This is a genomic window from Pantoea sp. SS70 (genome assembly GCF_029866845.1).
GTDB lineage: Bacteria > Pseudomonadota > Gammaproteobacteria > Enterobacterales > Enterobacteriaceae > Pantoea > Pantoea leporis.
Map to the genome: position 1 here is coordinate 156,023 of NZ_CP117201.1, position 14,287 is coordinate 170,309.

15 protein-coding genes are annotated in these 14,287 nt (G+C 66.1%); all 15 read left to right on the top strand.

The window, feature by feature from the left end; genetic code table 11:
* On the top strand, positions 1-615 hold the full coding sequence (locus PO881_RS23875; RefSeq protein WP_280173380.1) for a prepilin peptidase: 615 nt from the start codon (positions 1-3) through the stop codon (positions 613-615).
* A complete protein-coding gene (locus tag PO881_RS23880; protein WP_280173381.1) occupies positions 600-1,073 on the top strand; it encodes a lytic transglycosylase domain-containing protein in 474 nt (157 codons plus the stop codon). The genes PO881_RS23875 and PO881_RS23880 overlap by 16 nt, the downstream gene beginning before the upstream one ends.
* A 62-nt stretch (positions 1,074-1,135) precedes the next feature.
* Positions 1,136-1,606, top strand: a complete 471-nt coding sequence (locus PO881_RS23885; RefSeq protein WP_280173382.1) for a lytic transglycosylase domain-containing protein — start codon at positions 1,136-1,138, stop codon at positions 1,604-1,606.
* Positions 1,607-1,657: 51 nt separating this feature from the next.
* On the top strand, positions 1,658-2,131 hold the full coding sequence (locus PO881_RS23890) for a DotD/TraH family lipoprotein (protein ID WP_280173383.1): 474 nt from the start codon (positions 1,658-1,660) through the stop codon (positions 2,129-2,131).
* Positions 2,128-2,952 (top strand): type IV secretory system conjugative DNA transfer family protein, encoded by an 825-nt coding sequence (locus PO881_RS23895; protein ID WP_280173384.1) that lies wholly within the window; start codon positions 2,128-2,130, stop codon positions 2,950-2,952. The genes PO881_RS23890 and PO881_RS23895 overlap by 4 nt, the downstream gene beginning before the upstream one ends.
* On the top strand, positions 2,952-4,118 hold the full coding sequence (gene traJ / locus PO881_RS23900) for a plasmid transfer ATPase TraJ (RefSeq protein ID WP_280173385.1): 1,167 nt from the start codon (positions 2,952-2,954) through the stop codon (positions 4,116-4,118). Before PO881_RS23895 ends, traJ begins: the two co-directional genes overlap by 1 nt.
* A complete protein-coding gene (locus PO881_RS23905) occupies positions 4,115-4,405 on the top strand; it encodes a conjugal transfer protein (RefSeq protein WP_280173386.1) in 291 nt (96 codons plus the stop codon). The genes traJ and PO881_RS23905 overlap by 4 nt, the downstream gene beginning before the upstream one ends.
* 30 nt (positions 4,406-4,435) lie before the next feature.
* Positions 4,436-9,106: an LPD7 domain-containing protein gene (locus PO881_RS23910; protein WP_280173387.1), complete on the top strand. Its 4,671-nt coding sequence runs from the start codon at positions 4,436-4,438 to the stop codon at positions 9,104-9,106.
* 25 nt (positions 9,107-9,131) lie between these two features.
* Positions 9,132-9,479 (top strand): conjugal transfer protein, encoded by a 348-nt coding sequence (locus PO881_RS23915; protein ID WP_280173388.1) that lies wholly within the window; start codon positions 9,132-9,134, stop codon positions 9,477-9,479.
* A 10-nt stretch (positions 9,480-9,489) separates the two neighbouring features.
* Positions 9,490-10,182: a DotI/IcmL/TraM family protein gene (locus PO881_RS23920; RefSeq protein WP_280173389.1), complete on the top strand. Its 693-nt coding sequence runs from the start codon at positions 9,490-9,492 to the stop codon at positions 10,180-10,182.
* Between the two features lie 4 nt (positions 10,183-10,186).
* Positions 10,187-11,194, top strand: a complete 1,008-nt coding sequence (locus PO881_RS23925; RefSeq protein WP_280173390.1) for a DotH/IcmK family type IV secretion protein — start codon at positions 10,187-10,189, stop codon at positions 11,192-11,194.
* Positions 11,195-11,196: 2 nt separating this feature from the next.
* Positions 11,197-12,501 carry a conjugal transfer protein TraO gene (traO, locus tag PO881_RS23930; protein WP_280173391.1) on the top strand — a complete coding sequence of 435 codons (1,305 nt, stop codon included), beginning with the start codon at positions 11,197-11,199 and terminating at the stop codon, positions 12,499-12,501.
* A complete protein-coding gene (gene traP / locus PO881_RS23935) occupies positions 12,494-13,240 on the top strand; it encodes a conjugal transfer protein TraP (protein WP_280173392.1) in 747 nt (248 codons plus the stop codon). Before traO ends, traP begins: the two co-directional genes overlap by 8 nt.
* 9 nt (positions 13,241-13,249) lie before the next feature.
* Complete coding sequence (gene traQ / locus PO881_RS23940; protein ID WP_280173393.1) at positions 13,250-13,789, top strand: conjugal transfer protein TraQ; 540 nt, start codon at positions 13,250-13,252, stop codon at positions 13,787-13,789.
* A 77-nt stretch (positions 13,790-13,866) separates the two neighbouring features.
* On the top strand, positions 13,867-14,253 hold the full coding sequence (locus tag PO881_RS23945) for a DUF6750 family protein (protein ID WP_280173394.1): 387 nt from the start codon (positions 13,867-13,869) through the stop codon (positions 14,251-14,253).
* The last annotated feature ends 34 nt before the right edge of the window (positions 14,254-14,287 follow it).

Here is a 14,287-nt window from a genome sequence, read left to right on the forward strand (position 1 = left end):
ATGATGCTGATTATCCCCGCCGTACTGATTTTTTCCGCGATGCTGGCCTTTAACCTTCCGGCGCTGTATGCGGGCGCCAGACTCGCCGCAGAGGCCTCCGCCACTGAAACACAGACTTACCCGGAGGTGGCGCCCATCCGGCCGCTGCTGGCGGCGGTGATGCTCTGTGGCGGTGTTTTCCCTGCGTGGATAGTGACTCACAATCCCGCGTTCGTACTGTTCGTGCTCCTGCTTGGCAGCGCCGCTTACATCGACTGCGTCACGCAGTGGGTGCCAGACCTGCTCATCTTTCTGCTTTCCTGGCTCGCGCTTACCACGCTTCTGCCGGGAGAGCCCGACGCTACACCCGCCCTGACCGGGGCAGCGGTGATGCTGCTGCCGGCGCTGCTGCTGAACCTTATCACCTGGCTGCGATCGCAGCCGCCGGCGCTGGCCTCGGGCGACTTGTACGTGCTGCCGGCCATTGGGGCCTGGCTCACGCCAACCTGGTCCGGGGCATGTCTGGCCCTGAGCCTGATGCTGACCGCAATTGCGGGACGATTCGTGCGCGGCGTGCCGTTCATCACCGTGCTTTACCCGGTCTTTGTGGCGGTCTCGCTATGTGGCGCCCTGTAATTATCTGCCTGCTGCTGGTCGCGGCAGGCGCATCTTACGCGGCGAAAGCGCCGCCGGAAACCGCTCGCTGTTTTCGTGAAGCCGGCGTGCGTTTCAGCGTCGACTGGCGTCTGCTGCAGGCCATCGCCGAAGTTGAAAGCGGGCTTAACCCCAGCGCCATCGGGCTGAACAAAAAAAACGGGCGGGTACTGAGCGAAGACCTCGGCATGATGCAGATTAACTCGTCCTGGCTCCCGGTGCTGCGTCCCATGGGTATTACGCGCGAGGTGCTGCTTGGTAACGCCTGCCAAAACATTCACGTTGGTGCCTGGATACTGGCGAAAAATATCGCGCAGAACGGCGTGAACTGGACGTCGGTCGGGGCCTACAACGCCGGTTTCAGAAATGCGAACGAATCATTCCGCATGCGCTATGCCCGCAAGGTGTACGCACGCTACATCGAACTGACGGGTAACTGAGCCCGCAGAGCAGCTCCCCGATTGTTTACAGGCCCGGGTCCCCGGAGCCGGAGATTCTCCCCATGCTGACCATACACTTCTGGCGCACGCTGCTGTTGCTGGCGGCCGCGCTGTTTTTTTCCGTATCTGCGCAGGCTTATTGTTTTCGTGAGGCCGGCGCACGCTATCACGTCTCGCCGCAGCTGCTGCGGGCCATCGCCCAGGTCGAAAGCGGCATGAACCCGCACGCAGTCGGCTACAACCGTGATAAACAGGGCCGGGTGATCAGCCGCGATTTTGGCCTTATGCAGATTAACTCCACGCATCTGGCAAAGCTCAAAGCCATGGGCGTTATCAGCGATGAACGCGACCTCCTGACGCAGCCCTGCCTGAACGTACAGACCGGCGCGTGGATCCTCGCGCAGCACCTGCAGGTGTGTGGCCTGACCTGGCAGTGTCTCGGCAGCTACAACGCCGGCTTTGCCGACGGCAATCAGGCCCGCCGCATGCTGTATGCACGAAAAGTCTATTCCATCTGGCTGGCCAGCCGCTGAACGGCGCCGCCTGCTAATTCCTACTGAAGACCGGCAACTCCCGGAGACACCATGAAAAAACGCATTCTTACCGCGCTGCCGGCGCTGCTGCTGTGCGGCTGTCAGCTGCATCCTCAACCCCACGTCGCCGCGCCTGCACACGCTGTCACCTCAAAGCCAAAAGCGTCGCAGCAGCTGACGCAGCTGTGGATGGAGGGTGGCCTTCGTGACAACACGACGTTGCCCGTGGCGGTCATCCGCGCAGACAGCGATCGCGTCACTTTCAGCTGGAACGGCGACGCGGTGGAGCTGCTGAGCGCGCTGGCCCGCGCCCGCGGCCTGAAGTTCAGCTACACAGGCGTGCGCCTGCCACTGCCCGTGGACATTGAGGTGCAGGACGTCACCTATGCAAACGTCCTGCGCATGATTGAGATGCAGACCGCCTGGCGCGCCACGTTCGTGACGTACCCCGGGCAGATGGTGCTGCAGTTTATGCCCTCGCTGCCGGCTGAGCCGGGACGTAACCATAAGGGAGGCCGCCGATGAAAGCCCGACTCTGCGTCCTGCTGCTGCCCGCGCTGCTGGCGGGCTGCGCGGGATTTCACTTCACGAGAGCGGCTCCTGCGCCCGGGCCTGACGGCGCGCCGCCGCCGGGGCCGGAGGCCTACCTGTCACCGCAAAAGCGCGACACCGCTGACGTTTCCGACAACCGCCGGCAGATGCTGACCGAGGGCGGGCGCACCACCGGCTTTCGCGGCGGCAAGGCGCAGCGGGCGTGGGAACTGCGCCGCGACCTGGAGGCGCGGGCTAAGCAGCTCGATGCCACCTATGACTTCCGCCCGCTCATCAGCAGCCGCGGCTGGCTGCCGCCGGTTATCACCGAGGCGGTGGACGTGGCGCACGTCACGCCCGACCAGATACGCACCGCGAGCCACGTGTACGAAATCATCCAGCCCGAGCGCTTCGTCAGCAACCCGCCGACGTGGCGCGGCTGGCTGATGGCCGGGCTCAGCACCGTGCCGCCGGACGAGCCGGCAGGCGGGCTCATCCCGGAGAACGGCGTGCAGCGCGACATCTGGCAGGCGGCGGTCAACGAAGGCTGGGCGGAAGGGCGCCAGAGCGCCGACGAGACGCTGGAGGCCAACGTCAACCGCCTGACGCGCGACTACAACGGCATGCTGCAGTACGTGCTGCTGCGCCGTCAGAACCTTATCACCGCGCCGGTGGTGACCGAGCGCCAGCAGACGGTCACCGGCGACAACAACAAACTCACCACCGGCGACCGCGAGCGACGTCTTGAATCCCGCGCGGGCTTCGTCACCGACAAGGCGAAGTGGAAGCCGGTCATCAATACGGAGAAGCGTTAATGGCAGCCTCAGACCTGGAACTTTATGACTTCAGCGGCGGACTCAGCGCCGATACGCTGCGCGGCTTTATGGTGTGGTGCGCGCGCAACAACGTGAGCGACATTCACCTGCAGGGCGACAACCACTTTGTGGTCGGCCGCTACGGCCGCCTGCTCAGGGCAAGCCCGTTTGCGGTGGCGGACGACACCATGGCCAAACTGATGGACGAGGTGTTTTCCCCGGAGCTCCGCCCGCAGGTGCGCGGCGGCGTGTCGGTTGACCGGGCGATGCAGCTCGACGGCGACATGACCGGCCGCTGGGGCCTGAACCGTGGGGAGCGCATCCGTTTTCGCGTGAACCTCCTGCAGGGCACGGCGGGGCGTCAGGACAGCACTATTGGCTGGACAATGCGCGTCATTCCTTCCGACATTCCGCCGCTGGAAAGTCTGGGGCTGGAGCCGGAGCTGATGGCGAACCTCCTGCCAGGAAAGGGGATGGGGCTGTGGGGTGGTATCACAGGCTCAGGCAAAAGCACCTCGCTCGCCTCGACCTATCGCTACTGCCTGGACAACGATCCTGATCGCAAAGTCACCACTAAAGAGGACCCGATTGAGTTCATCCTCGGCCGTCCGGGCGATGTGCTCCCGCCGCTGCAGTCTCAGTTGGGCAAAGACATTCCTGACTTTGCGACCGGCATTCGCGCCGATTTACGCCGCGCGCCTGCGCTGATTGGTGTTGGCGAGATGCGCGACAGGGAGACCATCGCTGCCGGCATTCTTGCGGGGCAACTCGGTCACCTGTGCCTCTCCACCACGCACATCGACTCGCCGGGCGAGGTGTTCCCGCGCCTGATTAACGAGTTTCCGCACGAAAGCCGTGAGGCCATGGCGTGGTCGCTGCTGGGCGTGCTGCAGTACGTGGTGGTGCAGACGCTGCTGCGCACGACCGACGGTAAGCGCATCGCGGTCCGTGAGTTCATCCTTTTTGACTATTACCTGCGCGAAAAGCTGGGCGGCATGCCGTGGTCGCAGTGGGGCCAGCACATTAACACCCTTATTCGGCTGGAAAAGCGGCGCATTGTCGACCAGGCCTGGCAGCTGTACCGGGAGCGCCGCATTGCCGAATCCGAGCTGGCCGTGGTGATGTCGCCGCGCCAGCGCCGCGAGTTTGAGGAGGGTTCCGCGTGAGTACGCTGAATAAAGAGAACTATCCGCCGGGGTTCTGGCGGCGGGCCGGCAGCGCCCTGAACTTTGTCGGCATCCCCGCCTGGCTGTTCCTGCTCTACCTCTTCTGGTTCCGCTTTCCCGCCATGAACACGATTTACGTCGTGAGCGGCATCATCGCCGTGTTCCGCGTGCTGAGGATGTTTGGCTGGGGCGTCACCGAACTGCTTACGCGCCTGGCTCGCTGGGCGCGCGGCAAATCCCTGAGCGGCCGCCCGTGGTGGTACCGCCGGTTTACCGACGGCGAGTAGCCGTCCTGACACAGCAGCACAGGAGGCTTTATGAAGACAGCGGACTACCCGGTGTGGCTTGCCGTCATGCCGGACCAGCGCGACGCCGCGCGCGCCGACGCCGGTAAACATCCGGACGGTGGCAACGCGATCGCATGGGATAAGGAGGCGCAGCTCTGGTACGCCCGCCCGGGGGCTGACCTGAGCCTGATTCAGAAGTGGCTGCCGGATCGCAGCATACGCAGCAGCGGCGGCGGTGACCCGCAGTCCGAGTTTCTGGACGCGCTGACCAGCGGCGGTCTGGTGCTCGACGGCCTGCCGGTGATGGATGGCCGTCGTCACAGGGTTCCGGTTGCTGACGGGAAAAAGGGCAATAAAGACGGCGTCTATCGCGGATTTCTCGATGGCGTTAAGCCCGCTGGCTGGTTCATCAACTACCACCGTGCCGACAACGATAAAGACATTACGCGTTGGAAGGCGAGCGGTGGCTCAGGCGAAGCAGACCCGGTTGCACGCGTGCACATCCGCGCCGTCATGCGCCAGTCGCAGGACGATACGGCCCGCGCACAGGCCACTCTATACGCAAACCGGACCGCCAGCGCACAGGCGCTGTACAACCGGCTGCCGGCGGTCGATCCGGCGCATGGCTACCTGGTGCGTAAGGGCATCACGGCCACACCGGAGCTGCGTCAGACCCGCAACGGTGCGCTGGTCGTACCCTTTTATGACGCCGGCGGGCAGTTTCGCACGCTGCAGTACATTCCGCCGGACGGTGAAAAATACCTGTTTAAGGATGCGCCCAAGTCCGGCCACTTTCTGGTGGTGGGCGGCGAACTGAAGGACGGCGAGCCCGTGTTGTACGCCGAGGGGTACGCCACAGCGCGCAGCCTGAACATGGTGACGGGCCGACCAGTGGTTATGGCCATTGATGCCGGCAACATGGAGGCGGTGGGGAACGTGCTGAAGGCGCGCTACCCCGGCAGCCCGCACCTGTTTATGGCCGACGTTGATCATAAGAAGGACATCAATAAGGGCGTGCTCTCGGCAGAACGTGCCGCCACCGCCACCGGCGGCACCGTTGTGCTGCCAGACCTGAGTGCCGCTGAAATCGAGAGCGGTCTCAAGGACTTTAACGATCTGCACCAGTCCCGCGGCGCCGACCGCCTTCGCGAGTCGCTGCTACCTGACATTACCCGGGCCCTTGAGGGGCTTAACTATAAGGAAATCGCCATGGCCACACCCGACGACGCACAGCCAGCGCCGGACACTCTTCCCGCCGCGTCCCCGGACGCCGCAGCCGAATCCACACCTGTCCGTCGCCCCGGGGCGGCAAAAGAGAAAACGGGTGAAATCCTGAAGCTGCGTGATGAAGGGCTGACGCCCGCGAAGATTGCTGAGCAGCTCGGCATCGGGCAGACCAGCGTGTATCGCATTCTGAAGGCGCAGCAGACAGACGCGCCGGCGGCGGACAGCACTCCGTCTGCAGCCACTGTGAGCGAGCCGGTTATCCCGGCAGACAACCCTGTGCCTGCAGAGGTGCCTGCCGTTAACGTCAGCGAACCTGATGTCCCGTTGCCGGCGGCCGGCGTGACATCGACTGCCGAAGCGCAACCTGCCACCGCGCCGGCGGCTGATAACGTCGCGGCAGCGCAGCCAGCACCCGAAGCACCGGTGACGCCGGCGCCGGCTTCACCGGGCACCTATGACGGATTCACCGGGCTCTACGGCACCGGCGCCGAACTGCGCGACAGGCTGGCCGCGCTGGCCAGCGGTCAGGTCTCACCGGCGGCGCTGCTGCAGGACATCAGCACGCTGCGTTCACGCGTCGAGAGCGCGGCGATATCCGGCGTGTACACCCGTGAGCACGTGAAGGAGATGCAGCAGGTCTTCGACCGGGTGACGCAGGGCGGAATGGCAGGGGCAAACGTCATGGAGGTGGGCGGGTTCAGCCGCCTGCGTGGCCTGCTGGGGCAGCGCGATACCTGGAGTTCACTGCACCCGACCGGCGGCACGCTTGATATTAATACCGTGCCAGACAGGGTGGGTCAGCAGTACGCGCTGCTGGCGCGCGGGGACGTGACGCGAGCGCAGTTTGATCGTGAGGTGCGGATGCTTTATGGCGAGTTTACCCGCGCCGACCCGGGGAGCTTTACGCCCGGTCGTCAGGCGGAAACGCGCGCGGTCTTTGATCGCATGGCATCACTGGAGAGCCCTGAGCGCGCCGCGCAGTACTCGGCTGGCGCGGCGGTGCTCGCGGCTCAGTTGCCGCCGGCGTCCGCCGCTGACCCGAACGCCACGGCGCTTGATCGTATTCAGACGGCCCTGCGCGATGAATTTGTGTCGCTGGCCCGCGGTGAAACGGCGGCGCCGGCGCTGATGGAAAACGTGACGCGACTGCAGGCGCAGCTTGATGATGCAAAGGCGCTGGGCGTCTATGCTGGCGGCCACCTGAAAGAAGTGCAGGGCGCGTTTGACCGCGTCACGCAGGGTGGACTTGCGGGTATGCCCTCGCCGGACGCACCGGCTCCCCGCGGAGACTACCTCTCCCGCAATCCCGGATCCGCCTCGCCCGACGTTGCCAGCGTCCCTTCACGCATTGAGGCGCAGATTGGTCTGCTCGTTCGCGGTGAGGTCACGCGCGCTCAGTTTGAGGATAACCTGGCGGTGCTGCGCAATGAGGTCGTGCGGCTCTCAGAGACCGGCAACGTCACGCCGGCGGCACTGTCAGCCGCAGAAGGGGCATTTGCGAACCTGGGCGCACCGCCGCTACCAGCCGCTGCGGCCACACCCGTTGCCACACCGCCCGTGGCCGGCGTGCCTGAACCAGCGACACCGGTGACAGACGCCAGTGTGACGGCTCCGCCGGCTAATGCGGCGCCAGCTGCAACGGCATCCCAACCGTCTGCGGTGCCCGCCACGGCAGCTGAGCAGACACCACCGGCCCCATCGGTCTCAGCTCCCGCTGCTTCTGCTGTGCCGGATGTCTCCTGGCAGACGGCAGCAGCGGACGCCCGACCTGAACCCGTAGCCCGCGCGCCGGAGCCTGCGCATGAAGCAGCAGCACCCATGGCGGAGGCTGTTCCGCAGCCAGCCGTGCCGCCGGTCAACCCGCGGACCTCCGCATTTGGTGCAGAAAATGCCATCCTGGTCGGCGCACCGCGCGTGGCGGCGCAGGATGAAGATGCACCAGCCTCATCAGGGTCAAAACAGGCACGCATCGATGCCGATAAGCTGCTGAGCCGCGTCACGCACGAGAAGCACCCGGACGGCAAAAGCGTGCTGTACAAGCTGGACGGCGAGGCGGCCTTCATTGACCGCGGTAATCGCCTGGTCATGGCAGAGGGCGCCAGCGCGCATCAGGAGAAAGTGCTCGCCGCGCTGCTGACCGCTGCCAATCACTATCAGGGGCGCATTGAGCTTACCGGCAGCGACGAGTTTAAGGCGTTTGCGATCGGCGTCATCGTGGCCAATAAGCTTGACGTGAGCATGAAAAACGCCAGCCAGCAGGCGGACCTGGACGCCGCGCGCCGCGCAGCGGGTCAGCCCGTGGCGCCGGCCGCCCCAGCTGATGCTGTACGCGGAGACCCGCAGGCACCGCGGGCCACTGAGACGCCGCCCGTAACGCCGGAGGCGCAGGCTCACGCACAAAGCGCAGCGCCCGTGACAGCGTCACAGCAGCCCGCTTCTGCACCGGCGCCTGAGCCCGCCGCGCCGAAGGTGTCACCGGCGGTTCATACGCCAGCGGAAAAGGCGCGGGAGCCGGTGACCGGCAAGGTCACCGCCTGCGGGCAGGCCCCGTTCCGTTTCGAAGCGGATCAGAGCGAAAGCACCTTTATTACCCTGCGCACTAAAGAGGGGCCGCAGACCTTCTGGGGCAAGGAGCTTGCCGGCCTGCTGCGCGAAACCAACCTGAAGCCCGGGCGCATGGTCACGCTGCAGTGGCAGGGCGAACAGCCGGTCACCGTTAACAAGCCCGTTAAGGACCTGCAGGGTAACTTTACCGGCCAGTACGAAAAGGTTCAGACCCGACGCAATCAGTGGTCACTGGCCCCGGTGGGTGGAGCCCGGGTACAGACCGGAGCAGACGATATGGTGCCGCTCGCGGCCGTGGACGTGAACCGCTACACCCAGATCCAGCACACGCTGGTGAGTCGCCTCGGACTGGACGTCGACGCCCCGCCGAAGCCGGCCGACGGCCTGTACTGGCTGAAGCCTGACGGGCAGGGCAGCGCGCAGGCGGGCGATGCGCTCTCGGCGCCGCGCCCGGCGCACAACGATCGCGCCGGCATCCCGGTGATGTCCGCGTGGGGCGATGACGGCCGGCTCGACCTGCACCTGGTGCAGGGCGACGGGGACTACCTGCAGGGCGTGGTACGTCAGGGCGGCACCTATCAGCACGTGCTGGTAAGCCTGCCGGGCAGCGCTGACGCACCGCCGATGGTGGTCAACCTGCTGACGCCGGAAGGGGCGCAGCCCATCGGCAGCGGCAACGGTATCAACCGCTCAAACGGTCAGCCCGTGCCGCGCGAGCACGTGGTGGTGCGCCTCACCGGTGACGCTGAGCCGCGCATCGCGAAGCTCGACGCTCCGGCAGACGTGCCCGCCGCGCTGCACGCCCGTCTTGGTTACGACGAGCGCTACAAGGCAGAAGCTGCCGCCCCAAAGGACCGGCCGGCGGTGGCACCACAGGCAGCGCCGGTCACCCCACCCCGCCCGGTGTAAGCCACTTCCTGACAGGAGAACTGACATGAAACAACACCTGACCGCCCTCGTGGCGGTCTTTTTCTGCTGCACCGCCTTTGCCGCCGGCGCCGCGACCTGTCGCGCCGGCAGCGCCGCGCAGACCGGCAGCGAGGCGGGCTACAACGCCGCCAAAAAGGCTAACGATGCGTGGGCGGCTCGTGAAAGCCAGACGTCCGATCAGCTGCAGAACTGCCTCTCCGGCATCCGCAACATTTCTATCAGCCTGCCGAACCTGCCGAGCCTGCAGGACATCATGAACCAGGCGTCAGAGAAGGTCTGCGGGGCGCTGACGGACAAAATCAACAGCAACCTGCCGACCAGCATCGATCCGTGGCAGTCCTACGGAATGTAAGGAGTACAGCATGCAGAACCCCCAACACGTCGCGCCGTCTCAGGAGGCGGCCGTGGTCCTGACCGACCCGGACGCCTATGAACACGCCCTGCACGCGCAGCACGAGCGCACGCTCGGCGCAGAGTTTGCGCGCACCTGCCTGAAGAGGCTGGGCTGGAGCCTCAGCGTCAACGTCATTCAGGCCATCGTCATCGGCGCCCTTGCCATTTACATCGTGTTTCTCCCGCGCGAGTACTTTGCTACCGAAGCGGGGCGCATCACGCCGCTTTACCCGACGGATAAGCCGGTCTGGAGCGAGAGCGACGTGCGGCAGTTTGGTGCGGACACCATCAGCAAGGCGTTTACGCTCGACTTCGTGCACTACCGCGACCAGATGACCGCCGCGGCCGCTGACTTCTCGGAGGAGGGCTTCACCGGCTACAACAGGGCGCTGAGCACCGACTCCAACACCCTGTCGCTGGTGAAGGATAAGCGCATGAACCTGACCAACACCGTCGAGCCGGGCGTCATCACCCGCCGCGGCGTGGTGGGCGGGCGCTACACGTGGGAGTTCCAGTACCCCGTAACGCTGCGCCTGCAGGGCCAGAACACCAGTACGCCGCCGCTGCGCTACATCTTCACGCTGCGCATTCAGCAGGCCGATCCGCGCCTCAAACCGCGCGGCCTTGAGGTCACGCAGACCATCACCAACAACGCAGGATAATGCTATGAGCAACTTTCGCACGCTGGCCCTGTGGCTGGCGCTGTGCGGCAGCGCGGGCGCCGCCACGGCAACGGGGACCGCCCCGGCACCCGGCACCGACGGCAGCTGGCGCTCGACCGCTTCCGCCGGCGGTGCTGCCGCGACAGGCCAGACCGGTGGCGGTACGGGCACGCCCGCCGCGCCGGCTGCGGCCGGCCCGCTTCCCGGGCAGGCGCTGCCGCCGCCCACCTCGGTCACGTATGACCAGGCGCAGGCGACCATTGCCCCGCTGACGCCCGATGAAATCCGCCAGCTGCGTGCGCAGCAGACCGAGCAGAACCGGGCGCTGGCCACGCCGGGTATTACGGCGGTACCGCGTATCACCGCGCAGACGGTGAGCCTGCAGCCGGGCGCGAGTCTGCCGCTGGTGCGTACCGCGGTGAACTGGCCGGCGACCGTGAGCTTTATCGACAGCACCGGCGCGCCCTGGAAAATTCTCGGCGACCCGGTGAGCGGCTCCCCGGACATCGACGTGAAGTGGATCCCGGGCATGTCCTTTATGGTCATCACCGCAAAGCGCGACTTCGTGAACACGCTGGTGACCGTGGGGCTTGAGGGCCTGCCGGTGCCGCTGCAGATAAGCGTGATGAGCGGCGAGGCCGACACGGCGAAAAAGACCTGGACGGTGGACGCGCGCCTTGACCTGCGCATTCCCCGCCGTGGGCCGGGCACGGCGCCTGACGCACCGGGTCCTTCGCGCATCGGGCTGCATGACGACGTGCTGCAGGCGTTTCTGGACGGCGTGCCGCCGTCGGGCGCGAAGCGCCTGAAGACCACCGGCAGCGTGCCGGACACGGCGGTGTGGCAGCAGGGCGACGACCTCTACATCCGCTCGCGCGCGGACATCCGCGACGAGTTCGACACCACGCTTTCGTCGGCCGACGGCACCCACCTGTGGAAGCTGCCGGTGACGCCGCGCGTGGCCTTCTCGGTTGACGGGCGCACCGAAGCCCTCAGCATTGCCCTGGAGTAATCATGAGCGATCAACAGAACACCGGCGGCGGCAACATCCGCCTGATGATGGGCCTTATCCTTGGCGGCATCGTGGTGGTGGCGGGGGGCGGCTACGCGCTGTACAGCTACTTTGCCGCACCGCCGCCTGAACCCTCGCGCGTGAACCTGACGCGGGTAGGCGGCAGCACGCAGGTGAGCGCACAGGAGCAGGCGGCCTACCGCGAGCTCCTGCGCGAAAACAACGCCCGGGGCGCGCAGACCGCCGCCGCCTCGAACGGCAGCTTTATCGCCAGCATCCCGCTGCAGCAGGACGTGGTCACGCCAAAAGAAACGCCAAAGGTCGCCCCGGCCGTGACGCCGCGCGAGCTGCCCCGCCCGCAGGGTAACGGGCGCACGCAGGAGCAGGAGAAGGCGCTCAGCGAGGCGCGGCAGAAGTCGCTGACCGCGCTGCTTGCAAAAATCCAGGCGGAGCCACAGACCGATCTTCCCGCCGCGCAGCTGCTGGGCGGAAAGGACGGCGGCTGGGCCGCATGGCGCGACTCGCAGCCGGGCAGCTACGTGCAGCAGGCCGCCGCGCGCAGCCGTCAGCTCGCCGCGAATACCCCGCCGGCCACCGTCGTGGTGGCGCCTTACTGGCGCGGGCCGGGTGAAATTTACACCGGCGTGAACTCGGATAACGGCACCACGCCGGTGCTGGGCCGCATCACCACGGGCCAGTATGCGGGCGCCGTACTGCAGGCGCCTGAAGGGGCGAAGCTGTCCGGTGACGGGGTCATCATCCACTTCACCACGATGGCGCTGAACGGGCAGAACTACAAGGTGGACGCTTATGCGCTGCAGGACGATACGCTCGTGGCCAACATTGCCACCGACGTCGACCATCACTACTTCCGCCGCATCGTGCTGCCGTCCATCTTCAAGGGCATCGGCAGCGCGGGCCAGCTTTATGCGCAGGCCAACACGCAGCTGCTGAGCAATGGCTTCAACACCGTCACCACTCGCCCGTCCACGCCTGACGGCACGGCGGTGGCCGGGGTGATTGCCGGCGGCACGGCGGAGCAGGCGGCGCAGGTGCTGAACAGCGATGCGGCCCGCCTGCCGGACCGCACCGTTACGGTGAAAAACGGCGAGGTAGTGGCCATCCAGTTTATGCGCGGCGTCTACAGCACCGACGCCGAGTCGCCGCAGGGCGTATCGCAGGCGACCGGTGGCAACGCGTCGCCGGCGGCACTGAGCAGCAACCCGACCCCGAGCGCCGCGGACCTGCGCGAAGAAACCCAGGCGCGCATCCGCGCCGCCGAACAGAGAGGTATGCCCCGTGAATGAATTCGATCCGCAGCCGGCGGTCATCGCGCCGGTCACCCCCGCCGCTTCACCGCCCGCCCCGCAGCAGCAGAGCTTTCTGACGCGCCCGCTGCTGCTGGGCTACTCCCTGCCCTGGCTGGCGGGTATAGGGCTGGTGATGGGCTTCCTCGGCTGGTATCTGTTCTGGCCCGCAGGCTCCTCACAGGATGCCAGCCAGCGCGCGTTCGGGCAGGACGCCGGGCTTGAGGCGGTACAGCCCGCCTCTCCGGCATCCGCGCCGGCGCCGCTGCAGACGGGCGGACTCAGCGTCCCTGCCGCCGCGCTCAGCGTGGCGGAACCGGCCGGCAGCGTGCCGGACGACGTGGTGAAGCTCATCCGCGAGGGGCGCGAGTTTGAGGCGGCCAACCGCGAGGCGATCACCCGCCTGTCGGACACGGTGCGCGCGCAGACGAAGGCGCTGGCCACCCTGCAGCAGCAGCTTACCGGCATCGCGCAGGAAAACGCCCGCCTGGGTAATCAGCTGACCGTGCTGGCCGCGCGGCCTTACCCCGAGGGAGGCGGACACGCCGCCGGTAAACGCGCGCCGCGATCGGCGCTCGCCGGCATGCGGCTGGAAAGCCTGCAGGAGGGGATGGCGTGGGTCAGCTGGCAGGGCAGGACGTGGGCGGTGCAGGCGGGCGACACACTTGGCGGCGTCACCGTGCGCGACATTAACGCACCGGAGCGCAGCGTCACAACCAGCGCCGGCGTGCTGCGCTAGGGAGGCGTCATGGGAGGATCGCTTGACGGCATCACCATGCTGTCTAACCTGGCATCCGGGCTGCAGAGCTCGTTCATCACCCTGGCCCTGACGCTGGGGTCGCTGTTCGGCGTGCTCTGTGCCGGCGGCTTTCTGATCCGTCAGTCGTGGCTTGCCCGCAAGTCGCCCGGTCAGTCGGCGAGCGGCGGGGCCATGGTGGCCTGTCTGCTGCTGTCGGGCTGCCTGGTGGGGCTGGACCAGCTTATCGGCGCGGGGGCGCGACAGGTGGGCTGGCAGGTTTCGTTTGACGCCATCAGCTATGTGGACCAGGGGACGTTCGGGCAGGGCGCGGTCGCGGCCAACGCCCTGCTGAGCCTGCTTCGTATGGTCGGTGTCTGGTTCGCACTGGCGGGCGTGATGCTGTGGCGCCGTTCCCGTAAAGATGGCCACTCGGGCCTGACGGCGGGCGACGACGTCAACAAAGGTACCGTGAGATTTATCCTTGGGGTGTTGCTCATCTGTAACCCCTACCTGCTCGACGCCTTACAGAAAACCCTCGGTATGCGCTGAGGCAGATTCAAAGACTTCCGTCCTCATGGACGATTCACCCGGCCATCCGGCCACTCTTATTCATTAAGGAAAACACCATGATTACTCGCTTTTACTGCGCGGCATACGCACGCGTCCTGATGCTGTCTGAAACCCTGCGCCGCATGACTTTACGCGCACTCTGCGCCTGGCTTGCCCTTATCTCGCCGGTGGCCATGGCCGACGGTGACTTAGCGGATATGGGAAAAAATGTATCCGAGGGCGCCAAGTCCCTGCAGACCAGCGGGATCGTCATTATTCAGGTTATCGGGTTCTTTTCGTTCGCCGGCGGGCTTCTCTCCATCAAGGCCATGAAGAACAACCCGCAGATCAAGCCGTGGATGATTGTACTGGCCATTGTTGGCGGGATGCTGGCTATGGGTATCCCGGAAATCATCAAGCGCGGCATGACGCAGATGGGCATGACGCCGGTGAGCGTCAGTTAACTGACCGGCCGCCCCAGAATGGGGCGGCAATTCT

Excerpts from the sequence above, each read along its gene's own strand:
- PO881_RS23910 (WP_280173387.1), top strand. The coding sequence starts at position 4,436 with ATGAAGACAGCGGACTACCCGGTGTGGCTTGCCGTCATGCCGGACCAG.
- PO881_RS23890 (WP_280173383.1), top strand. The coding sequence starts at position 1,658 with ATGAAAAAACGCATTCTTACCGCGCTGCCGGCGCTGCTGCTGTGCGGC.
- PO881_RS23945 (WP_280173394.1), top strand. The coding sequence starts at position 13,867 with ATGATTACTCGCTTTTACTGCGCGGCATACGCACGCGTCCTGATGCTG.
- PO881_RS23925 (WP_280173390.1), top strand. The coding sequence starts at position 10,187 with ATGAGCAACTTTCGCACGCTGGCCCTGTGGCTGGCGCTGTGCGGCAGC.
- PO881_RS23920 (WP_280173389.1), top strand. The coding sequence starts at position 9,490 with ATGCAGAACCCCCAACACGTCGCGCCGTCTCAGGAGGCGGCCGTGGTC.
- traO (WP_280173391.1), top strand. The coding sequence starts at position 11,197 with ATGAGCGATCAACAGAACACCGGCGGCGGCAACATCCGCCTGATGATG.
- PO881_RS23885 (WP_280173382.1), top strand. The coding sequence starts at position 1,136 with ATGCTGACCATACACTTCTGGCGCACGCTGCTGTTGCTGGCGGCCGCG.
- PO881_RS23915 (WP_280173388.1), top strand. The coding sequence starts at position 9,132 with ATGAAACAACACCTGACCGCCCTCGTGGCGGTCTTTTTCTGCTGCACC.
- traQ (WP_280173393.1), top strand. The coding sequence starts at position 13,250 with ATGGGAGGATCGCTTGACGGCATCACCATGCTGTCTAACCTGGCATCC.
- PO881_RS23880 (WP_280173381.1), top strand. The coding sequence starts at position 600 with ATGTGGCGCCCTGTAATTATCTGCCTGCTGCTGGTCGCGGCAGGCGCA.
- PO881_RS23895 (WP_280173384.1), top strand. The coding sequence starts at position 2,128 with ATGAAAGCCCGACTCTGCGTCCTGCTGCTGCCCGCGCTGCTGGCGGGC.
- PO881_RS23875 (WP_280173380.1), top strand. The coding sequence starts at position 1 with ATGATGCTGATTATCCCCGCCGTACTGATTTTTTCCGCGATGCTGGCC.
- traJ (WP_280173385.1), top strand. The coding sequence starts at position 2,952 with ATGGCAGCCTCAGACCTGGAACTTTATGACTTCAGCGGCGGACTCAGC.